The 22,650-nt window shown below is 68.0% G+C and carries 13 protein-coding genes and 1 pseudogene; 2 read left to right on the top strand and 12 right to left on the bottom strand.

Features of this window, described 5'->3' with window-relative positions:
- Window positions 1–30: 30 nt before the first annotated feature.
- The 5 genes and pseudogenes from ACWD4A_RS19420 to ACWD4A_RS19400 form a co-directional block, all read right to left on the bottom strand.
- A complete protein-coding gene (locus ACWD4A_RS19420; protein ID WP_451195372.1) occupies window positions 31–909 on the bottom strand; it encodes a hypothetical protein in 879 nt (292 codons plus the stop codon).
- Window positions 910–1,027: 118 nt separating this feature from the next.
- The gene (locus ACWD4A_RS19415; protein ID WP_451195370.1) at window positions 1,028–2,209 is read right to left on the bottom strand and encodes an AAA family ATPase; all 1,182 of its coding nucleotides are present in this window, start codon (window positions 2,207–2,209) and stop codon (window positions 1,028–1,030) included.
- The gene (locus tag ACWD4A_RS19410) at window positions 2,206–3,510 is read right to left on the bottom strand and encodes a DUF262 domain-containing protein (RefSeq protein ID WP_451195368.1); all 1,305 of its coding nucleotides are present in this window, start codon (window positions 3,508–3,510) and stop codon (window positions 2,206–2,208) included. The genes ACWD4A_RS19415 and ACWD4A_RS19410 overlap by 4 nt, the downstream gene beginning before the upstream one ends.
- Before the next feature lie 212 nt (window positions 3,511–3,722).
- On the bottom strand, window positions 3,723–3,938 hold the full coding sequence (locus ACWD4A_RS19405) for a DUF397 domain-containing protein (RefSeq protein WP_451195366.1): 216 nt from the start codon (window positions 3,936–3,938) through the stop codon (window positions 3,723–3,725).
- Window positions 3,935–4,702, bottom strand: a pseudogene (locus ACWD4A_RS19400) (helix-turn-helix domain-containing protein). Before ACWD4A_RS19400 ends, ACWD4A_RS19405 begins: the two are co-directional and overlap by 4 nt.
- A gap of 525 nt (window positions 4,703–5,227) precedes the next feature.
- On the opposite strand from ACWD4A_RS19400, the gene ACWD4A_RS19395 reads away from it, so the two are divergent.
- Both ACWD4A_RS19395 and ACWD4A_RS19390 read left to right on the top strand, forming a co-directional pair.
- Window positions 5,228–5,482, top strand: a complete 255-nt coding sequence (locus ACWD4A_RS19395; RefSeq protein WP_451195364.1) for a hypothetical protein — start codon at window positions 5,228–5,230, stop codon at window positions 5,480–5,482.
- Entirely contained in the window at window positions 5,479–5,652 is a 174-nt protein-coding gene (locus ACWD4A_RS19390) for a hypothetical protein (protein WP_451195362.1), read from the top strand. Before ACWD4A_RS19395 ends, ACWD4A_RS19390 begins: the two co-directional genes overlap by 4 nt.
- Window positions 5,653–5,902: 250 nt before the next feature.
- Here the strand turns inward: ACWD4A_RS19390 and ACWD4A_RS19385 are convergent, their stop codons facing one another.
- The 7 genes from ACWD4A_RS19385 to ACWD4A_RS19355 form a co-directional block, all read right to left on the bottom strand.
- Window positions 5,903–11,416, bottom strand: coding sequence for a class I SAM-dependent DNA methyltransferase (locus ACWD4A_RS19385; protein ID WP_451195361.1), 5,514 nt, complete (start codon window positions 11,414–11,416; stop codon window positions 5,903–5,905).
- Window position 11,417: 1 nt separating this feature from the next.
- Window positions 11,418–14,378, bottom strand: coding sequence for an SNF2-related protein (locus tag ACWD4A_RS19380; RefSeq protein ID WP_451195359.1), 2,961 nt, complete (start codon window positions 14,376–14,378; stop codon window positions 11,418–11,420).
- Window positions 14,379–14,573: 195 nt separating this feature from the next.
- Entirely contained in the window at window positions 14,574–15,770 is a 1,197-nt protein-coding gene (locus tag ACWD4A_RS19375) for a serine/threonine-protein kinase (RefSeq protein WP_451195357.1), read from the bottom strand.
- Window positions 15,771–15,875: 105 nt separating this feature from the next.
- Window positions 15,876–16,034, bottom strand: coding sequence for a hypothetical protein (locus ACWD4A_RS19370; protein WP_451195355.1), 159 nt, complete (start codon window positions 16,032–16,034; stop codon window positions 15,876–15,878).
- Window positions 16,035–16,332: 298 nt separating this feature from the next.
- The gene (locus ACWD4A_RS19365; RefSeq protein ID WP_451195353.1) at window positions 16,333–18,921 is read right to left on the bottom strand and encodes a GmrSD restriction endonuclease domain-containing protein; all 2,589 of its coding nucleotides are present in this window, start codon (window positions 18,919–18,921) and stop codon (window positions 16,333–16,335) included.
- A 171-nt stretch (window positions 18,922–19,092) separates the two neighbouring features.
- Window positions 19,093–20,421: a class I SAM-dependent RNA methyltransferase gene (locus ACWD4A_RS19360; protein WP_451195351.1), complete on the bottom strand. Its 1,329-nt coding sequence runs from the start codon at window positions 20,419–20,421 to the stop codon at window positions 19,093–19,095.
- 85 nt (window positions 20,422–20,506) lie between these two features.
- The gene (locus ACWD4A_RS19355; RefSeq protein WP_451195349.1) at window positions 20,507–22,570 is read right to left on the bottom strand and encodes an APC family permease; all 2,064 of its coding nucleotides are present in this window, start codon (window positions 22,568–22,570) and stop codon (window positions 20,507–20,509) included.
- Between the last annotated feature and the right edge of the window lie 80 nt (window positions 22,571–22,650).

The raw sequence follows: 22,650 nt of genomic DNA, 5'->3' as shown, positions 1-22,650 counted from the left end.
CACGACCTGCGGCCGCCCGGCCACCCCGGCTCAGACCCCGAGTTTGCGGCCCACGTAAGCGATGCGCAGGGTGCGCTGCTCGTGCAGAAGTCGGAAGTGCATCCGCCCTGGCGACGGCAGGAAGTCACAGTGCCAGTCGAAGAGTCGCTGTTCCCCGTCGAGGTCCGTGAACCAGCACAACCGCCGACGCGACTCGAACTCGGTGCGCACGTCGGATCGCCATTGCGGCGCGATGGGGCGGGTGTCCGGGTCCCACGCGGACACCGCTTCCTCGAGCTCCGCGAGACGGTCCCGCACTGGTTGCACCCACACCGGGGACAGCTGTCGCAGGTGCGCTTCCATCCCCGGCAGGAACTGCAGACGCGGGAAGAGCTCGGCCCGTCGCTCCCACAAGTGGCCGCCGTGCCGTACGGCCGCGAGACCCCCTTTACGGGCGGCCTCGACACCTTCGCGGATCCAGGGCTCGTGCACCTCATAATGCGCGGGGGAGGACAGGTGCCGCACCTGCACCTCGCTGGTGTCCGAACGGTAAGTACCGTCCTCACCCTCCACCAGTTGCTCACGCTCCAGCGCCACATGGTCCGCACCCCAGCACGGCTCCACCGGTAGGGAGACGCCGAGGCCGTCCATCAGATGGGCAGCGCCGAGGCCTTCCACCGTCTCGCCCTGGTGCCGGTACTCGATGTCGTAGAAGTCCCGCCCCTCCGGGAAGGCGGTCCGGTGCGGCCACTTGCTCTGCATCTGGAGCAGTCGCCGCCACGCGTCGCGGTTCCTCGGGTTGCCGTGCCACTTGCCGATCGGGTGGCCCGCCGCGATCTGAAGGCCGGTGATCGGTTCCCGGCTGACCAGCACGGTGCCCGCCCGGTCCGCCCGGACCACTGCGAGCACGGCCCGTGCGAACTCTGACATGGCTCGGTCGGCGCGCACTGGGTCGCACCCGGTTTCGCAGGATCTCTCGTTCAGGAACAACAGCGGCACGCTTCCCCCTCCGTGATGTCGTACGCGCCTTCGGGACCGGACCGGGTGATCAGCCCAGGAGTTCGTCGAGCGTGTTCTCCAGCTCGTCGAAGAACCCCTCGGGCCACTGGTCGAGCAGACCGTCCCGGTCGATGCGGGGGCTGGTGACGTCCACACCTACGCCGTCGCTCCGGAAGTAGTGGAGGCCGGCCTGATCCGGTACGAGCACGCCGCGCTTCACCGCGAGCCGCACGCCGTTGAGTACGTGGTCGCTGTGCGTCTCGACGACCAGCTGGGCGCCCTGCGCGGCCGCGGCCGCGGCGAGCAGGGCCATGCGGGTCTGACCGCGGGGGTGCAGATGTGCCTCCGGGTTCTCCAGGAGGACAAGAGATCCGGGTCCGGCGGTCAGGCAGGCCACGACGATGGGCAGGGCGTAGGTAAGGCCGAAGCCGACGTTCGTGGGGCGCCGGCGGGTGCCGAGCGGGCCGTCGAAGCCGTACGAGAGGCGGACGGAGTCGGTCCCCTCGATGGCGGCCGCCTGGATGTCCACGCCGGGGCACAGCTCCCCTATCCACGCGGCGGCCTGGTCCAGGAGCCGCGGCGACTGGGCGCGCGGGTGGCGCAGCGGGCCGTCCGGAACCTCGTCCCTGGCGTGGTGGCGCAGGAAGTTCACCGTGTGTTCACCACGCACGCCGAGAAAGCCGCGGCCGATGGCGGCGTGGTGGTCACGTGGGTAGAACTCGGCGGGCGAGATACGGTCGGCGTGCAGGTACTGGAATCCGGCTGTGAAGTATGCGGGGATCACCGCCGCATCACCGGCCGGAGGGGTCGCACCCTCGGTCGTGAGCGGCAGAGCGACGCGGGTCAATGGCAGCAGGTTCTGTTCGGGCTCGTAGGCGACGGTCCAGGAGTAGCGGTACGCGCCCTCGCTCACCGCGAGCGTGATCTCCGGTTCGTCGCCCGTGAAGTCCTCGTGCAGGACGTCGTGGCCAGTGCCCAGGCTGACGAGCTCCCCGTTGAGAAGGAAGCCGTTGTCGACGGCAGAGACGTCGCCGAGATGCCCTGGTTCTTCGAACAGAGCCCGCACCTGGTCCAGATCGCCGGCCGCGTACGACTGCTCGAGCAGCGCGAGCGCTTGGAGGACGCTGCTCTTGCCCGAGGAGTTGAGGCCGGTCAGCAAGGTGAGCGGGGCGAGCGGCAGGTCCGCTTGCCGGAACGCCTTGAAGTTCGTCAGCGTCAGCCGGTCGATCACTGTTCCACTACCCCCTGGAAGAGCTCCGCCATCGCGGTGAACCTCTTTCGCACCTTCTTCGTGTCGCCGGTGGCGACGGAGATGGCACGGTCGAAGTCCCAGTCCTTCATCAGCCCGAAGAACCCTTCGAGCACCCCGTCACGGGACGTTACCAGTGTCTCCCGTGCGTGATCATCCAGGGTGGCGAGGTTTACCGCAACCGTCTCGAACAGCGCCTTATTGATGGGCGATTTACCCTTTGCGCCCCGCCATTTCCGGAACGCGTGATCCCCGAAGATCTCCGTCGCGCAGCGCATCGCCTTGCGGAATTCCACGGCCAGCGCTTCCCGCTGCTCCGAGGTCAGCCGGTTGACGCGGTGCATGGAGTCCACGAGGAATTGGTCGAAATCCCGCTGCGCGTGCCGGGACGGATCGGCGAGCCGGAACGCCAGGAAACGCAGGACCATCTCACGGTCGGCCATGCGTTCGTTGGACACGCTGTTGCCCGTGGCGTCACCAAAGGCCGGGTCCTCCGCGAGGTCGGCGAGGTAGCCGCGGACAGGCCCCTCGATCATGGCGTGCCGGATCTCCTGCGGGGTGAGCGGCAGACCGCCGGTGTTGATCCGAGAGAAGACGTTGAACTTCACGGCCTCCGGGGTGCCCTGCTGGATGATGTGCACCACGAGCTGGGTCTCACGCAGCCTGATCCGCAGCCGCCCGGTCAGATCCCGGTATCCCTTGCCGTGAAAGTCACTCAGGTAGTCGAGCCCGCGCAGGGCGAGCGGCGGCATGCCGACGGCTTCGGGCGCCATGAACCGGGCGATCGCCGTCAGCCGCTGGATGCCGTCGACGACCGACCAGTTGTCCTCCTCGTCCTGCGCCATGTGGAACGACGAGATGGGGATGCGCAGCAGCAGCGACTCGATGAGGCGGCTCTGCTGCACGTCGGTCCAGATGCCGGCCCGGCGCTGGAAGTCGGGCGCGAGGTCGATCATGCCTTCCCGCAGCCGGGACAGGAGGAGGTCGACCGTAGTGGCTTGGGTCTCGATCTTGATGTTCTCCGGCCGGAAAGGTGCGGAGATCCCGTCGGGGTCGGCCGCACTCTCGGCACCCCCGGCACCCTCCGCGCCTTCCTCGTCAGCGGGCTGTTCCAACTCCACACCGGTCGGGAGCCCATCGGCTCCGACCTCGACGGGACCGTTCAGCGAAGGGAAGAGTCCCGACTGCAGCAGTTCCGTGTCCTCCGCCGGCAGCTGGTACCGCTGGTATCCCACGGCCCGCCCGCGCGCGCGCCCGCTACCGCTATCCTCAAGCCCTGCCATGGCTCCCCGTCACCTTCACTTGCCGCCGCGTGCGGCTTTGGCCTGCGGGCCAGCCTATAGAGGACGGGCGATCACGTCAGTGTGGCGGGAAGCCCGGATTCGACCGGGGCCGCCTGGGCGGTGGGGAGACGATCGCGCGGGGGCGGCCTTCGGGCCGCGCATCAGCCCCGGCCGGGTGGCCCGCGCCAGGGCTGTTCGTAGTCACGCCGGACTTAACCGGCGGCCGGGAAGCCTCCGGCCTTGACTCCGTCCACGAATTCCGTCCAGGCGCCGGAGCCAAGAACGATCGTAGGTCCGCATGGGGCCTTGCTGTCACGGACGGGAACGATGCCGGGGTAGCCATCGGCAACCTCAACGCAATCGTTTTCCAAACCGCTGTAACTGGATTTTCGCCATCCGGCTATACTCGGGCCGGGTATTTCGATCACTGGTATCCCTCTAAGTACTCACGAATGAGCTCCAGCGATTCGCGCTCCGATAGCGCCAAGCCGCGTACCGTATCGAATCGTTGCGAGAGCTCCACAACCCTCTTAGGGGACTCTACCAACTCACCGGATCCGAACGATTCGACGTAGGCGAGCGTTGCACCGTTGGGCGCCGTGAGGAGCATCAGGCTACCCCCAAGCATCCAGTACTCGCCCCGCTTGAACGGCAGCACCTGAATGGTTACGTCGGGGTCTTCGGCGACCTTCAGGATGTGGGCAAGTTACCTCATCATCGCCACTTTCCCGCCGACCGGCCGCTTTAGCGCCGACTCGTCCATGACTGCCCAGTACGGGGGCCGCTCTTCCCGGTCGAAGACCCGCTGCCGACCCATCCGGGTGGCTACTGCTTCATCGAAGTGATTCCTCGGCGCTTTGGGTCTAGCAGTTCGCAGTAGGGCACTCGCGTAATCTTCGATCTGCAACAGCGCCGGGATTGCACTACTCGTGAAGACCTGGATTCGTTCGGCTTGAGCCTCCCTTGCGGCAGCCTTTCGGCCATACTCCTGCATCGATCCCTCGCAGGCGGTATCAAGGAATTTGATGAGCGCTCCACCCATTTCAAATCGCTGGCCCAGGGCAGCCATCAGGGCGTCGGACGGCAATTGGGTCCCAAGCTCCACCCTGTTGATATAGCTGTGCCCGTAGCGCGTTTCTTCGGCGAGGTCTCGCAACGACAACCCCGCGCGCTTACGCAGATACTGAATCATCAAACCGATCACCTGACGCGCCGTCAATCGCTCGTCCTGCTCCCGCTCCGTCACCGAACAACCGCCCGTCACCATCTGTGAGTTGTGTACACGCCGCCCCTGGTGAGGGTATGCCCCTCTGCTCAATCCTGGTAACCGCCTGATCACGGACCGCAGGGGGCGCTGACACCCCTGCCCTTCGGTAGGCGCAAGACATGCCACATGCAAGCCCCCCCCCCCGCGACCGTGGCATCGGTCCGGGGGGCGTGGCCAACGCTGACAAGGAGCGCTAGCAATGCACGACCTTATCCTCCGATGCCTCGCGTGGGCGAGAGCAACCTTCCAGCCCGACACTTCCGGCCGCGACTCCCGCGCCACTCGGGTTCCGCAGGTACCCACTCCGCAGGCCGTGACGTCTCCGGCGCCCAAGGCCTCGCCCCTTACCAAGCCTCCGATCGATGACAGCGCCGGCCCCGTCTTCCTGTGGGTGACGGCGCGCGGCATCGACTTCCGCCCTTGCCAGCCTCGCGGCGTGGAGGTGAACTGATGACGGCCACCGATGAGCCCCAAGGGGGCGAGCAGGTACCCGACTTGAGGGTACTGGTCGTAGACGTCCGGCAGGATCGCGTCGGCGAGGTGATGGCCTCGACCGGCGGGCGGTTGTCGCTGCGACCCCCGTCCGGCGGGCGGGAGTGGGAGGCGTTCCCGTGCGACGTCCGTCCGATGACCGCGAGCGACGAACTGCGGGCGAGGGTGATCGAGGTCAACGACCGGAGCAGGCGAGAGTGGGGCACGGTATGAGGAAGAAGACCACCGGACACGGAACCGCGTCCGAACCCCAGCACCCTCGGTGCCAGGAGTGCTGGGACATCAAGCGCACGAGGGCGCAAGCGCTGGCGGTCGACGACCGCCGGACGGCCGAGAAGATGACCCGGGCCATGGGCGTCCATATCTGGCAGGCGCACGCGTGATGGCCCCGGGGGAACGTCGGGGGTGCGAGGCCGGGGCGGTCCGGCCACCGCTGGCGGTCGGCGGGAGCGGAGTCGTCTACGTGCCGGCGTCTAAACCCGTGAAGCCGTGCGCCCGTCCCTGCGCCCTGTGTCAGCTGAGGGGGCGCCAGAAGGCCGCTCCGGCCGGAACGGGCATCCGCAACAGCTGACCACCGCAAAGACGAGCGTCCTGCCCGGGGCCAAGTCCCGGGCAGGACGCTCTGATTGTGGGTTACGTGCCCGGGGCCCACTCTCCCTTGTCGATCGCCTCCTGAAGCCGCTTCGCGAAGACGGCGTGCGCGGCGCGCATCTCCTGCTCGCGGTCGGCCTTGTAGAAGGGGGCGGTGTAGCCGTCCGGGGGATCGGGGCGCTCGCCCTTGTCGAAGGCGAGGAACTGTTCGTAATCCTGCTTGGTTTGGCCGAAACCGTAGCTGTTGTGGTTCCGGGCGATCTTGCGCCCCTGAGCGTCGAACCAGGTTCCGGCCTCGTAGTCCATGAGAATCGGATAACGCGCCTTGTAGATCGCAACCAGCTGGTCGGCAGTCATTCCAAGCCAAACAGCGGCCATCGCGTCCAACTCGACGAGAGCAGCCCGACGCTCGTACTCAGTACGGAGTGGTGTCGCGTACTCCCAAACCTGCCTGAGATGACCAGCAAGCGGCGCCAGTCTGGGCCACTCAATGGCCCATGCCTCGTAGCCGGGCCACGTCATGTCGTAAAGCTCAGCCCAGAGCGGGGCATATGCCTCTGTAAGGCTGTTCAGACGGAGGGTGCGCAGGAGTAGCGGTCCAGCGAGCGGGTGAGCAGGGTGAGCGTGCGGCATCTTCTGGGCCTCGGCGACCCGAAGATCCGAGCGGCCTGTGATGCGCAGGAGGTAGTCCAGCGGCAGCGCAGCCCAGAAGCCTGCATTCAGCACAGTAACGCGGTTGTTCATCAGGGCCATCGAGTTCACGGCGTCGACATGGGCTGGGCCAGGCGGCACCAAAGTCGCGAATAGGCTCCGCTCAGTGTCGAACGGGATCATGCGCCGCCAGGCCACCCGGTAGAACTCCGTGTACGGCCGGAAGAGCCACAACCGCTGCCGCAGAAGTTCCCGTTGTTCGTCGGCGGAGCACTCCAGCTCATCCTCCGTGAGCACATCGCCACGGCTTGCCCATTCCTCAGCCGAGGGCTGCCAGTCGACGCTCAGCCGGGAGCGGTCCAGCCACCTGTCCTGAACGCTTCGATACTGAGCTGGGTCGCAGTCGCGGACATAGTTGGTACGCGGCACCGCATCAGCGGGCAGAACTTTCAGATCCCAGCTCGACCAGTCCCGATTGGTCCGGCACGGAACATTGGGCTGTTTTCCAAACGGCGTAGCAACAGCCAGGTGTGGCCCCTGAAGGATTACGCCCTCGAAGGAATCAGGTGCCGTCGTGTCCCAGCGGTAGAGCCCCAACTTCTTGGTAGCCAGATTCTCAAACATACCGACGGTGATTCTCGGATGATGTGAGCCGAGTCGATCGCCTACGGCGGACAATGCCGTGATGGCGCCCTGTTCGTCTGTGGTTACGGGATAGAGCAGGGCCGCCTGCTGAGGCGGAACTGCCGTATCGCCTGACAATTGGTGCCACTCAGCAAGCAGTTCGGCATCCACCTCGACCAAGCGGGCACGGTGGGGCCGCAGCTCCCACCGTCCCTCAAACTTAATACCGGGCAGCTCGCCGTGACCGTCATGGTCAAACGACTCCGTCAGAGTTGCAGGGTCGAACAGCCAGCTGACATGCGTGAACCGCGGAGACCTCGCTTCACCGTAGACCTGCACCGCGAACTCGGTATTCGCGTGCACCTCGGAGAAGACGCCGCGCCTATTCGAGAAGTGCGCGTGGGTCCGCAGATGTCGGTACGCGGCTTCCCGAAGCCGACCTTCCTTCACCCCACCAAAGTGCGTATCCGGGTGTACCAGCCCGCCCGTCCCGCCACGGCCGAGGTGCGACCACACTTGGCACATGAAGGCCCGGTACAAGTCCGGCCGCGTCCCCGCCAGTAGCGGATACGTCGCCAAGTCGCTCAGATAGGTGGCCATGCCTACAGTCGCCGTCAGCTCATCGAAGTACGACGTGCGTCTGTGGGCGTCCTCCAACACATCCCCCTTGCGGTCCCGCCATTGGTCGGCGGATGGCTTGTCGGCCAGCTTGAACCACGGCTGGAACTCGGCGAGAACCAGCGCCTCATCCCAATCCGGCCGTACCCAAGGCGGATTCCCCACCTGCAGGTCGAACCCGCCCCCCGCCCCCCGGAACACATGCGCGAAATGCAGCTCCCAGTGGAAGAACCCGTGCCCGTCCTCCGCCTTTATGTCGCGCTCCGTCGTGCCCGCGATGTCTTCGACCACATCGAGCCACGGGAAGCGGATCGGCAGATTGAACGTACGGTCCATGCCCAGCACGCCGTCGAGGCTGCGCTCGTACGCCTCAAGGAGCGGCAGCGCTTCGTCGACCGGGAGGTCGTCGAGGCCGTCCAAAAAGGAGCCGTCCTCGGCGTCCTTCGTGCCGAGGGTCGCCTCCAGGAAGTCCAGCCAGTCGGCGAAGGTCTTCAGCGGGATTGCCGGGCGCCACAGGTCGTCGGCGATCTGGGCCTTACGGCCGCCGGTCCCGCCCCGGGCTTTCGTACGCAAGCCCGCGTCGTCGCCAGCCAGCTCGACCAACTCGCCCTGCTCGCCGTCCGGGTCGTCGAAGAGCCCGGCCGCCCGCCAGGCGAGGTCACCCGGCGCAGGCTCGGCCGTCGCAGGAGTCGGAACCGGCATCCCGCCCGACAGCAAGGCCGCCACGTCACGGACGACTCCGCCGCCCGGCTTGTACTCCGGAGCCGTACCGTCCAGCAGGCCGGCCTTATCCAGTGGCCAGAACCACAGGGCGCACCACGCGTCCATGACCGTCTTCAACCGCCAGTACGGGGTGCCAGCCACCGTCAGGTCGTCCAGGATCTTCTGTTTGTCGGCGGCCTCCTCCGACGGCGTCAGCCAGTCCGCACCCCAGACATCGATCCGACGGGATACCTTCCGCTCGGACAGCTCCAGGCGCTTGGCGACGAGGCTCCACAGGAACTCGGCCCGGCGGGCGACGCGCTGCAGGCGAACCAGCTCGGTCTTCGATGCGGCCTTGGCCCACTTGTCGTAACGCTTCTGCCGCTTGTCCTGCGGCTCGTTCTCCCGTTCCTCGAAGGGCTTGGACGCCTTGGGAGCTTTCTGGATCCCCTTGCGCCACTGCCCGAGTGCCTTCGCCTGCTCCTCCGCCAGTTTCTTCGCCTCGGGCTCCCCCGCGACCGCGCCCCAGCCGATGGCCGGGAGGAGGAAGTGGTGGACGGAGCCTTCCGGCAGGTCTCCGTCGCGGAAGGGAAGCTCGGCGGGCGGCAGCGGGGCCTTCTTCGACAACCACTGGCCGTGCGGCAGCGCGTCCGCTCCGTACACCTTGCGGCCGGCCCCGATGAGGGAGTTGCCGCGCCGCAGGTGCAGGCCGAACCACGGGGCTCGCATGCCGGGGTGCATGGAGTTGAGCCAGAGAGAGACCTCGGCCAGCTCCACGGCGGTGGCGTTCAGGTCGACGCCGTAGGCGTTGTGGAGGGCGACGTACGCCTTGACTTTCTGGAGTTCGATCTGGCGCAGTTCGGTGTCGACGCGGCGGCCCAACTCCTCCTCACGGCGGCGCAAATACTCGGCCGCGACCTGGTCGATGGCCTCGTTGAGGAACGCGCCCGAACCGAGCGCGGGCTCGCAGATCTTCCATTCGAGGAGCTCGCGGGCGGAGGTGGTCGTGCCGTCCTGGTCGAGGCGGTGTTTGAGGGCCAGCTCGACGGTGACCTCGGTCAAGGACTTCGGGGTGTAGTACGAGGCGGAGGTCTGGCGGTCCCGGCCCGCCAGGCGGTACACGAACGAGCCCTTGGGGTGGACCACGCGCAGCGGGCGGCCGGTCTCCTCGTGGGCGCGCTCGACGAACACCTCGTCCGGGTAGTCCTGCACCCGGGAGGCCGGGATCATCCAGCTGCCGCCGGAGGGGTCGCCACCCTTGGCGACCTCGTACAGGTCCTCCTCGGCGATAAAGCCGGTGTAGGACATCAGCCCTTCGTAGACCGCGCCGAGCTGGTTGATGCCGAGCTGGGCGTACGAGATGAAGCCGCCGCGCTCACGCCCCTTGCCCTTGGTGAGCATCAGCCGGCGCAGCACCTTGTGCAGGGTCTCGTTGCGCAGCCGGGTGTCCAGGAACTCGCGCTGCCCGGAGCCCTCCTCGTAGGCCGGGTTCTCGATCCGGTCCGCCGAGATGAGGCGTACAGCGTCCGTCTGGAACAGCTCCGAGCGCAGGGGCTCGAAGCGCAGGCCGACATCGGCGCTGCGTGCGGCGGCTTTGCGGGACCGGTCGGCCTCGCGGACGCGCTTGGTGTGCTCGTCCTGGGTGATGTCCCCGGAGGCGAGCAGCGCGGCCGCCTCACACTCGGCCTCGGTGGCGGCGCGGTCGGCGGCCTCGGCGGCCAGGTCCTCGGGTTCGCTGCCGTACTCCCGATGGCCCTCCTCGACCTGCCGGAAAAGCAGGTCGAGGGATTCGTACAGGTGGAATCCGCGCCGGGAGCGCTCGCCGACCAGGTCGCGTACGACGAGGTCGCCGAGGCGTTGGAGGCCGTAGCCGCGCGCGTACTCGGGGTCGTCGGCGGGCAGGATGCCGAGCGACGGCTGGGCCTCGGCGTAAAGCAGGAACAGGATGCGGTAGAGGTAGCGCAGCGACTCGCGGCTGAGTTCCTTGGCGAGGCGGGCCGGGTCGTCGAGCTGCTGCGGCGTGACGTCCTGATCCCGCAGCCGGGCCAGGACCTCGTTGGCGATCCACTCGACAGACAGGCGCAGGCCCTCGCGCAGTTCGGTGGAGACTCCGACGGCGTGCTTGCCGGACTTGTCGACGAAGGAGGCGAGCGGTGCGGTGCCGCCCTCTTCAGGGGTGCGCAGCGAGTCGGCACCGAACAGTGCGGCGATGGTGTCGAGTTCGCCTCCGTTGCGGTCGTCGCGCCGGTTGAGGGCGGCGTCCAGGTCTGCGGCGAGGTAGCGGCCCTCGTGCCAGGCGAGGCGGTCCGCGAGGATGATGACACCGCCGACGAGCAGCAGCACGTAACGAGGCGGCTCCTCGCACTCGAACAGGAAGTCGGCGAGGGCCTTCACGTCGGTGAGGCGGCCCGACGCCTCCAGGGCCACGGGGTGCAGCAGGCGGCCCGCGCCGTCCGGGTCGAGGGCCGCGTCGGGCTCGGCGGTCCAGCCGCAGGCGACGGCGACCAGTCCGGGCTCGGCGTGCAGGGCCTGGACCGTGTGGTCGTGTCCGGCCCGATGGACAGGCACTTCCTGCTCGTGGGCGTCCGCGTAGCCGAGCGCGCGCAGCGTGGCGAGGTGCAGCTCGGTGAGGCGCTTGGACCAGTCGGCGGGGACGAGCGCGTCCGGTTCGGCAAGCGCTTCCGCGTCACGCGCGAAGTCGGCCCGGGAAGCGAAGTAGGGGCCGTGCAGGGCACGCAGGCCCTCGCGTGGGGTACGGGCACGCGACGGGACGGTGGCCGGGTCCCGGCCTTCGGCCTTGGCCTCGGCGACCGCGGCGGCGTGAGCGCGCCTCGTCTGCTCCTCGGTCTCGGTCCAGCGGCCGAGGAGGCCGTCCTTGGCCTTGAGGTCTTTCGGAAGGACTTCGGCGAGGTAGTGCGCCGAGAGGTAATCGCCGTGGTTGACCAGCGAGTCGTACGTCATGTCAGCTCTCCGCCGGGTCGAAGGCGTTGTCGGGGACGTCGACGGCGGGCTTGTCCAGGACGGCCAGCACCCGCAGCAGGGGAAGGCCCGTCGTGTTCAGTTGGTCGATGAGGTGCGCCTGTTCGTCGGCGGTCGCCTCGACCTGCCTCTTCCGCCGGTCGCTCGCACTGGACAGAGAGTCCAGGGAGTCTTGACGCCAGTCGGACAGGCGCCCGCGGTAGTCGGCGAGCGGGCCGCTGATCTGCCGCGTCCACTCGTCCTTGTACGTCTCCAGGTGGTCGCGGGCCTTCGCCACGGCCGCCGGGACCAGCGACTGGAGGTGGGAGAGGTCGCGGGGGTCGCCGGTGCGGGCGAGGGCGGGTCCTACCTTCGCCTCGTGCAGGGCGTCGGTCATCGTCCGGACGGGGGCATCGGGGTCGGCGCTGACGGCCATCCACCTCACGACCGTGGGACGGCCCAGCGCGTTGGAGTAGATGCCCTGGATGAGGAACGTCGGGTGCTCCACGTGCGGGGAGGTGATGACGGGCGCTTCCTGCCGCCCGAACTGCACCAGCACCTTGTCGGTGAGCCACTCCACCACTGGGTGGATGTCGTTGAGGAACGAGACGGTGGGCCAGAGGGTGTCCGTGGCCTCGCGGGCCTCGGTCAGCTTGTCCTGGGCGAGACCGCGGTCGAAGGTCAGGATCATGCGGTCCGTGACGCCTTGTTCCTTCAGGTAGGAGGGCGGCAGGGCCTTGAGGCGACGCAGCAGGTCGGGGGCCTTAGCCGGAGAAAGGGAGAGGTAGGGGCGCTGGAGGGCGTCCTTGCCGCTGGACAGGCCGATGAGGTCCTCGGCACGGTCCTCGTACAGCTCCGCGAGCGCCGTGTCGACGAACGCCGCCGCGTCCCCGTCGAAGAGCGAGGGGACTTCCGCGTGCTCCGGCGGCTCCTCCTCGGTGATGGTGTCGACCTGGCCGAACAGTCCGGCCAGGTCAGTGTCGCCCTCGGCGGGTGCGGTCGCGAGGAAGTCCTCGACCGTACGCCCCTCCACCAACTCCCTGATGAGACGCCGCTCTTCCTCGTCGGCACGGTAATACCCGGTCTCAGCCTCCGCGGTGCCGTTCAGCTTGTGTGCCTCCTCCTCCCGCACGAGGAGCTTCTCGGCCACCGTCCTGTCGTCCTTGGCGCTCGGCTGAGCGGAGGTAAGGATCAGCGCACGGAACTGTGGCTCGTAGCGCTGCCCGTACCGGTCGATGCGCCCGTTGCGCTGCTCGATGCGGATCAGCGACCACGGGATGTCGTAGTGGATGAGGTGGTGACACTGGCGGTGCAGGTTGACGCCCTCGGAGGCGACGTCACCGGTGAACAGCAGCCGGACCGGAGCGCCGGCGAGGCTGAACTCCTCACGGATCAGGCGCTGTTCCTCCTCGCTCAGCCCACCGTGCATGACCCGTACGGCCTTGATGTCGCCGTCCTTGCCGGGAGTGAAGCCGAGACGCGCGGGGACCACCTCTGCCAGCCACTTCAGGGTGGGTACCCGCTCGGAGAAGACGACGGCACGTGTATCGCTTCGGGGGCCGACGCCGATGTCCTTCAACTGTTCCACGAGGGCGTCCAGTTTGGCGGAGTCCCCCGGCGCCCTGCCGTCGCCCATGGACTCGATGAGGGTACGCAGCCGGGCAAGGGCGTCCTGCTCCTCGCCGATCGCCGGAGCCGGCTGCTTCCCCTCGGCCGCGGTGTCCCGCGCCTTCTTCCCCAGGGCGGCGATACGCCGCTCGACCGTCTCCTTGAGGGCGACGTGGGAGGACAGAAAGGTCTTGAGGACGTTGTAGGCGAACAGCGGATCGGTACTCACGGAGGTCCGCTCTTGATCCGCCGTGCCGAACTCGGTGCTGCCGGACGGTACGGGCAGCCAGTGCTCGGTGAGCTCCGCGAAGACGCGCTCCTCGGCTTCGGTCGCCGGGCAGTGCAGTGACAGGGTGGGGCCACGGTCAGCCCACTCGTTGCCGATGCCGTTGCGGACCTCGGGGCTGACCTTCGTACGCCGGATGTAGAGGTGCCCGAGGTCTGCTGCCGGGTCGTAGTGGTCGCGGTCCACAATGGCCGCGGGGTCGAGGAGCGAGACCAGGTCGGCGAAGGACCGCTTGTCGCCGTTGTGCGGAGTGGCGCTGGCCAGCAGCAGGGCGTCGGTGCGCGGGGAGAGGGTCTCGGCGAGGGCTCGGCGCTGGCTGCCCTGGTTGATGAGGTTGTGGGACTCGTCGATGACGACCGCATCCCACTGGATGCGCTCCAGGTGGTGCCGGTACTGGCCGATGTTCTTGAGCGTATCGACGGAGATGATGACGCGCTTGTAGTGGGTGAACGGGTTGCGGCCCGCGGGGATCTCGCGCTGGATGCGCTGGATGCCGAGCGAGTCGAGTCGCACCAGCGGGATCGAGAAGCGAGTCCACAGTTCGTGTTGGAACTGCTCCAGGACGCTCTGCGGGGTCACGACGAGAATGCGCTCGCCGCGGCCGCGGCGGATGAGCTCGGCCAGGGTGAGGCCGATCTCCAGGGTCTTGCCGAGGCCGACGACGTCGGCGATCAGGATGCGGGGACGGAGGTTGCGCATCGACAGGGCGAGCTCCGCGGGCCGCTGCTGATGGGCGAGCGGGTCGAGGAGGAAGCGGTCGGCCAGGGCGAGACCACGTTCGGACTGCGGCAGGGGCGTCTTGCGCAGGACCGCTTCGAGGAAGAGCCTGCCACGCCGGAAGTAGGAGGAGGTATCGGATACCAGACGCGTCTTCTCCGGTTCGAGGAGCTCGACCGTGTCGATGCCGGTGAAGAAGACGGCCTCTTCGTCCCGTACGAACTCCGAGACGCCGGTAGCCTCGATCCGGTCACCGTCGTGGTCGGTCCGCCTCGCGGTCCGGACCAGCCACTCCTCGTCGCGCACGAGGATCTGGGCCCCTGGTGGGTACCGGATCTGCCCCTGCTCTGCCACCCGTCGTCCCTCCGTCTATGGCGCCGAAAATGCGGCGTGATCAACATGATCAATACGCCCCAAGTGTTTCATGAGGCGTGTGAGGGCCGTGACCGAATGCCGGTCGCGCACGACGGGCCGTGATGGTGCCGTCCCCTGGCGGCACGTTTTCCGGCATGAGGTGCTCAGCTCATCGGAAAGGTGAGCGGTCGGCTCTCAGAAGCGTGCGTCACGCGCGTACTGACCCCTCAGGGCCTCAGCGATCCGCAGCGGCACGGAGAGCTGGACGCCCGACCGCGCCGGGCCCTTCCCCTCGGGCTCCTTGGGACCCGGCGAGGCGGCCTCGTCGCTGGGCGCGCCGACGGCGAAGAGCGCACGATCTCCCTCCTCCTGGGCGTTCCCCCACTCCTTCGGTGCCTCCTCGGCTCGCGGCGTCTCGTCGTCCTCCCGCGCGGCCACGTCCACGACGGTCGGCGTGTAACCGGTCCAGCCCTCGGAAAGCCCCCCGCTCCCGGACGATACGGGTGGCCCGGGCAGGGCGACCACAGGGATCAGGTCCGTGAGCCGACGCTTGGCCTGGGCAGCGGTCAGCCCATGGCCCGCCATGACCTTGACCAGCTCAGCGGTAACCTGTGCCAGCGTCGGCCGGGCAGTGGGGTCGAGGGCGAGCATCGCGGAAATCAAAGGTTCCAGCTGAGACGGCAGACCACTCAGATCCGGCGGGGTACCCGGGTCCTCGATCTTGAGGGCGACGGCCTGCCAGCTGGGGCCCGTGTAGGGGTAGTGGCCGGTGGCCGCGTACAGCAGGACCGCGCCCAGCGCGTAGACGTCCGCGGGCCGGTCGAGCTGGTGCTCGCCCCGGGCCTGCTCCGGCGGCATGCACAGGACGGAGCCGACGACCACGCCAGTGGCGGTCAGGACGGAGCGCCGCTCAGCGAGCACGGCGAGACCAAAGTCGATCACCTTGGGCCCGTGCGGCGCGAGCAGGATGTTCTGCGGCTTGAGGTCGCGGTGCAGCAGTCCCGCCTCGTGCACGATGCCGAGCCCTTCGGCCAGCAGAGCCCCTAGGCTGGCTGTCTCCGCGAGCGGTAGCGGCCCACGCTCGGTGACGAAGGTCAGCAGGTCGGGCCCGGCGACGAACTCGACGGCCAGCCAGGGCCGCTCCGCCTGGGCGTCAGCGGCGACGAAGGATGCGATGAACGGCCCGTACACCGTCTTGAGGCTGTCCACCTCGAGCAGAAACCGTGCCCTGCTGTCCTCGTCTAGCACCGACGGCTTGATCACCTTCACGGCGACCTGCTGGCCCGCCAGGGATTCCCCGAGATAGACCTGCCCCATGCCTCCGGTGCCGAGCCGGCACACCAAGGTGTATCCACCGATGGTCCGCGGGTCGTCGTCTCTCAATGGCTCCACGGGCTGCGGACCTTCCGTGTGGTGATGGCTTTCTGCTCCTCGCCGCGGCAGCATGCCGCGCGCGCCAGGGCGCGCATCGGCAGTGTATTCGAGGGGAAGGACCGGTCAGCGGGGTGCGCACGTCTCGTTCACGCCTAGTGCGTCTGCGGGCTGGGAGGCGAAGCCGGGCCGCTGGGTGTCGTCGGTTCCGGTTCCGGTCACAGCTTGCCAGTCGGCATCGAGGGTCTTGTTGTCGAGGAGAACGCCGACAAGATACCGGGCCACGGTACCGGCTCCGCGGCGGCGTCGGCATGCAGCACGGTGAGAGCATGCTCCCGCTCGGCCAGCCGACCGCCGGTGGCCCGGGCCGCGCCGTACAGCTGCCGGTAGGCAGCCAGGGTGGGGCGGCAGTGAAGTGGCTCCACCAAAGCGGAGCTGCGGGCGCGGGCCGGTGCAAGGTCCTTTCGGAGCGACCATCTTTCCGCACCGCCAAGCCAGAAGTCGACCCCATGGGAGCACTCGGGTACCTACAGGGCCCGGGCCACTCCCACGCCCGCCTATGCGAACAGAGGCAGCCTATGAGTCAGGTCGCGTCCCTGTCTTCCCAACGGTCCCGGAACCAGCCCAGTGTCTCGCACAGAAGCTCGCAGTTGCGGTCATTCTCCAGGGAAGAGAGCCGGAAGCTGGGGCGCAACTCCAGCTTGCCCTCAGGAATCGAGACGCCCTCCAGCTCATTCAGCCTGTCGAGCAATTCGGCGCGCAAGGAACGGTCCGTGAAGGGCTCACGGCCCGCCAAGTGCTGAAACACGACCTCCGCCACACCGCCACGCCCGCTGCCCGGGTAGAGGGTCAACGGCCAGATTCCCCGGCTTGGGCTACCGGCGCTCCCGAGCATGAGGAAAGCACTGGTCGTAACCTCGCCGGCGCCGTGGCCGATCCAGCCTCCGAGCTTCTCCCAGCGGGTGAACAGCTCACGCACGGCGTTCACGGTCGCGGGAGTGTCGTCCGCCGCAAGCTGGCGAAGGAACCTCCCCGCGCGGGTCTCCTCGCAGCGCGGCTCCGCGTCATCCTGTGCGTTTTCCTCCGTCACCGTCGGCTCGTCCTCGCTCTCAGTCTCGGCGAGGAGCAGTGCGAGGTCGTCGCTGGTGAGGCGCTGGGCCGGATCGGCCGCTCCCGTGACAGTGAAATGGATACCGTCGGCACTGAGCCGGGCACGGACATCGCCGCCGTCCTGGCCGGTCCACTGGAAACCCTCGGCGATCTTGCCATCGGCATTGAGCACTCGGTACGCGTTGGCCACTCCGTCCGTCTTGGAGAGATGGCTGCCCACAGCCTGGGCTCCGGACCCGATGAACGCGGCCAGATCTCCGTAGGACGTCCATGTGCCGTGCGGAAGCGCGGCGAGCGCCTGGTGGGCGAGGTGCCAGTCGCGGCTGCGCTCGGCGCGTCCGACACCGCTCAGCGGGGCAGGCCACAACCGGGCCGCCCGGTCGGCGAGTTCGCCAGCTCGAGCGAGGATCTCCCGGGCGCCCCAGCGCTCGGTGGCGGCAATGTTTCGGTTCATCTCCAGATGACTGCCTTGCAGCAACCCCTGCTTGCGCTCGAAGGGGTGATTGGACAGCTCTGAATTGACTCCGGTCAGCGTCAGATTGCCGATTGTGTGCTGCAACCGGGCGTGGAGGTCCTCCGGGCTCTCGCTCCCAGTCACGTCCTCCTGCAGCATCCGCATCCACTCTTCACCGGGCGATTGCGGCATCACATGTTCAATGGTGAGCTGCGCCGAGCCGAAGTTCACCGGCTCGGGGTGCTCATAGCTCTCTTCCAGCCTCTGGAGCACCAGCCTGCGTTGATTCGGCCGCCCGTACTGGTAGAAGGGCGCGGTTCGAATCTTCTCGCTCAGCTCTTCATCGTCCGGCCAGAAGCGGTTCTCCGCGGAGAGGAGCTGATGCACACCATCGGCCACCGGCACATCGTGCGGAAGCTGGGCGGGCACGGACTGGAAGACCCTGTTCAGGTTGTTCGTCGGCACCCGGCAGATCATCCGGCGCACCAGGAAACTCTCGATGTACGACATGGCCCGCGCTGTCTCGCGCTCGTCCAGCTCTCCTCGTTCCCACCGGTCCAGCAACAGCATCAACGCCGGGTAGGTCACCACGGCCTGCCAGTCATGCAGCCGACTCAGGTGGCTGCGGACCAAGGGGGAGGTCTCCTCTGCCGGATGGATCACCCTGCGGAAGTGCACGCTGCGGCGGTGCAACTCCTTGATGTATGCCTCGATATCCGCCTCGGTCTGCGCCCCACCTGTCCTCCCGCTTTCGAAGCGCTGTTGCTGGGCGGCGTACAGGTCCTGGCGACGGACCCGGTCGTCCCCGTCGAGCACCAGCTGCAGCCACATCAGCTGTTCGAGTTCGTCATTGCTCAGGCTGGCTTGCAGCGGCAGCCAATGGGTCTCGTAGACATGCTCACCGCGAGTCGGTAGGCGCATGAACAAATAGTTGCGCAGCAGGTCCGCTTGGCTGAGTTTCAGTCCGGTGTTGTTGAGCGACTCGAAGATGCGGTGGACGTTGTCACCCCGCTCGGCGGTCACCGCCACCAGCGTGAGCCGGGATGTGATCGCCTGTTCAATACGCAACACGTCTTGGGGGCTCGCCGGATTGTCCGCTTCAACCAACCTGCGGCGGAAGAAGCGGTAGGCAGCGGCGACCCTCTCCCCCGGGACTTGCTCCGAGTGGACGCTACGGATGTGTGTGGCGTATTGCGGCCGGTCTGCCTGGGTGGGCAACAGGCGAAAGTAGTCGTCCCCCTTCTTGCGCTTGTTGATGAGGTATTCCTCGTCGATCCGCTCGGCCTCGTCCGGCTGTCCATCGGCAATATGGTCACGGATCGCTGCCAGCGCGAGGGACAGAGTGGTCAGCCGCTGTTGTCCGTCAACAACGAGCCAACGGGGGAACGTCACCTCGTTCTGAGGGGACGGGGCAAGCACGACCGAGCCGAGAAAGTGCGTGCTCACCGTCGCTCCGTCCTCAAGCAGTTCAGCCTGCTCGAGGATGTCGTTCCACAGCTGCGCCAGCTGCTTCTCCGACCAGGAGTACGTGCGCTGGTACAGGGGAACCTGGAACTGCTGAGCCCGCCCCTGCATCAGGTCGGCGAACAATGTCTCTTTGGCCTGCACGAGGTGTCCTCCCCGGTTCTCCCGCCCCCTCAGGGCCTCTCGGAAGAGACGATACGGCCCACCACTGACAGCGAGGCCCTTGACCAGGTACAGCAACCGACTTCAGGACGGCACCTCAAAACCCAAGGGCAGCGTGGCGCCGCACATCACGCGTCTACGCAAGACTCCAGCTCACGCTTCCTTGGCCACCGGCTTCAAAATCGCCACGCACTCCACATGATGCGTCATCGGGAAGAGATCGAACGCCCGCAGCGTCACCGGCCGGTACCCCTCCTCCGCGAAGTACGCCAAGTCGCGTGCCAGCGCCGCCGGATCGCACGCCACGTATGCGATCCGGCGCGCCCCCAGCGACGCCAGATGCCGCACCGTCTGCTTGCCCGCGCCCGCTCGCGGCGGGTCGAGGACGATGAGGTCGGCGTGGTCGATGCCCGTGCGCGGGAGGACCTGTTCGACCTTGCCCTGTTCGATGCGGACGCGGTCGAGGTCCTGGAGGTTGTGGCGAGCGTCCTCGACGGCGCGCTTGCTCGACTCGATGCCGAGGACCGCGCCCTTGTCCGTGATGCGCTCGCCGAGGGCGCCCGCGAAGAGGCCGACGCCGCAGTAGAGGTCGAGGGCCATGTCGTTCTTGCGGGGCATCAGGCCCTGCATGACGGCCTTGACGAGGGTGTCGGCGGCCTGCGGGTGGACCTGCCAGAAGCCGCCCTCGCCGACGCGGTAGGTGCGGTCGTCGGCGCGCTCGCGGACGAAGGGGCGGCCGTGGACGCGGTGGACGGCCTTGTCCTTCTCGCCGACGCGCAGCACCGAGACCGGCTTGTCGAGTTCGACGATGGGGAGGCGGCCGCCGGGCTTGGGGGTGAGGATGACCTGGCGGTCGGCGGAGCCGGAGGCGGCGATGGCCTCGACGGTGGCGATCTGCGGCCACTCGCGCTTCTCGATGCCGAGTTCGGTGACGCCGGGGGCGGCGATCATGCAGTGGTCGACGACCTGGACGTCGTGCGAGCGGTGCTTGCGGAGTCCGGCGTGGCCCTCGGCGTCGATCGCGTACTGGACGCGGGTGCGCCAGGCGGGGACCTCGCCCGCCGGGAGCTTGTCGCCCTCGGCCGGCATGACCGTGCCGTCCCAGCCGGCCTCCTCGGGGGTGAGGCCCGCGAGGCGCTGGAGCTGCTCGGCGATGACCTCGCCCTTGAGGCGGCGCTGGGCGCCCGGCTTGGCGTGCTGCCAGTCGCAGCCGCCGCACTTGCCGGGGCCGGAGAAGGGGCAGGGCGCCTCGACGCGGTCCTTGGACGCCGTGAGGATCTCGACGGCGTCGGCGCGCAGGAAGCGGGAGGTGGACTCGCCCTCGGTGACACGGGCGACGATGCGCTCGCCGGGGAGCGCGTGGCGGACGAAGAGGACCCGGCCGGAGTCGGTGCGGGCGACGCAGTGGCCGCCGTGGGCGACCGGGCCGACCTCGACCTCGTACTCATGGCCGACCAGCGAGGCGTCGTTCTCGTGCTGCATGGCGGGTCGACTCCAGAGATGGTGAGAGGGTGCTGCGGGACAACAGCCGTTCAGTCTACGTCCCGCAGCACCCTGCTCCTGCCGCCTACTTCTTGGTGGCGGTCTTTTCCTTCTTCGGTTCCTTCTTCGGCTGCGAGACGGGGCCGCGCCGGACGGCGCCCGGGGCGTTCCACTCGGCGCGCTTGCGGGCCCGCTTCTTGGCCGCCTCGGAGGAGTCCAGCTGCCACGGCACGGACGTGACCATCACGCCGGGGGTGAAGAGCAGCCGGCCCTTGAGCCGCAGGGCGCTCTGGTTGTGCAGCAGGTGCTCGTACCAGTGGCCGACCACGTACTCCGGGATGTAGACGCTGACCGCGTCGCGCGGGCTCTCCTTGCGGAGGCTCTTGACGTAGTCGACGACGGGCCGGGTGATCTCGCGGTAGGGCGAGTCGAGGATCTTCAGCGGCACGTCGAGGGAGCGGCGCTGCCAGTCCTCGCGCAGCGCCTTGGTCTCGGCCGGGTCGACGCTGATGCTGAGGGCTTCGAGGGTGTCGGAGCGCATCAGCTTGGCGTAGGCGAGGGCGCGCAGGGTCGGCTTGTGGACCTTGGAGACCAGGACGATGGAGTGCACCCGGGACGGGCGCACGGTCTCGTCGCCCGGCTCCTCGTCGATGGCGATCTCCTCGGCAACCCGGTCGTAGTGCTTCCGGATCGCGGTCATGGTGGCGTAGAAGATCACCATGCCGAGCAGGGCGACCCACGCGCCGTGGGTGAACTTCGTCAGCAGGACGACGACGAGGACCAGGCCGGTGAGGAAGGCGCCGAAGGCGTTGATGGCCCGGGAGCGCATCATGTGACGGCGCTTGGCCGGGTCGGTCTCGGTGCGCAGGTGGCGGTTCCAGTGCCGCACCATGCCGGTCTGGCTGAGGGTGAACGACACGAAGACGCCCACGATGTACAGCTGGATCAGCTTGGTGGAGTCCGCGCCGTAGATGTAGGTGAGGACGGCGGCGGCGCCCGCGAGCAGCACGATGCCGTTGGAGAACGCGAGCCGGTCGCCGCGGGTGTGCAGCTGGCGCGGCAGGTAACGGTCCTGCGCGAGGATCGAGCCGAGCAGCGGGAAGCCGTTGTACGCGGTGTTGGCGGCCAGGAACAGGACGAGGGCGGTGGCGGCGGCCAGCACGATGAAGAGGAACGAGCCGTTGCCGAAGACCGCCTCGGCGACCTGGGAGATCACCGGGTTCTGGGTGTAGCCGGAGCCGACGGGCGTGCCGTTGTCGAGCAGCTGGGTGGCCGGGTTCTCGGCCATCCGCACCTTGGTGGCCATGGCCAGCCCGATGATGCCGCAGAACATGGTGACGGCCAGGCCGCCCATGAGGGCGAGGGTGGAGGCCGCGTTCTTGCTCTTGGGCTTGCGGAAGGCGGGGACGCCGTTGCTGATGGCCTCGACGCCGGTGAGCGCGGCGCAGCCGGAGGAGAAGGCGCGCAGCAGCAGGAAGACGAGGGCGAACCCGGCGAGTCCCTGGTGTTCGGCGTTGATGGTGTAGTCGGCGGTGGGGGCCTTCATGGTGTCGCCCGCGACGAGGCCGCGGTAGGCACCCCAGGCGATCATCACGAAGACGCCGCCGACGAACACATAGGTCGGGATGGCGAAGAGCTTGCCGGACTCCTTGACGCCGCGCAGGTTCATCAGCGTGAGCAGGACGATCACGGCGATGGCGCAGGCCGTCTTGTGTTCGACGACGAAGGGGATGGCGGAGCCGAGGTTCTCGATGCCTGAGGCGATGGAGACCGCGACGGTCAGGACGTAGTCGACGAGCAGGGCGCTGGCGACGGTGAGGCCCGCCTTGGGACCGAGGTTGACGTTGGCGACCTCGTAGTCGCCACCGCCACTGGGGTAGGCGTGGACGTTCTGGCGGTACGAGGCGACCACCGTGAACATCAGCACGACGACCGCCACGGCGATCCAGGGGCTGAAGTGGTAGGCGGACACACCTGCCACGGACAGGACGAGCAGCACTTCGCCCGGCGCGTACGCCACGGAGGAGAGCGGGTCGGAAGCGAAGACGGGGAGCGCGATGCGTTTGGGGAGAAGGGTCTCGCCCAGTTTGTTGCTGTGCAGCGCCCGGCCGATGAGGATCCGTTTCGGCAGGTCGGTCAGTTTGGACACGCAGAGGATCGTAAGGGTTCCGTATTGATGGCGTGCACCCGCCACCCTCCCGGGCCGGAATGTGGCACACGCCGCATCCC

The sequence above is a fragment of the Streptomyces sp. NPDC002537 genome (assembly GCF_053594975.1).
This window is presented reverse-complemented; position numbering and strand designations above follow the sequence as displayed.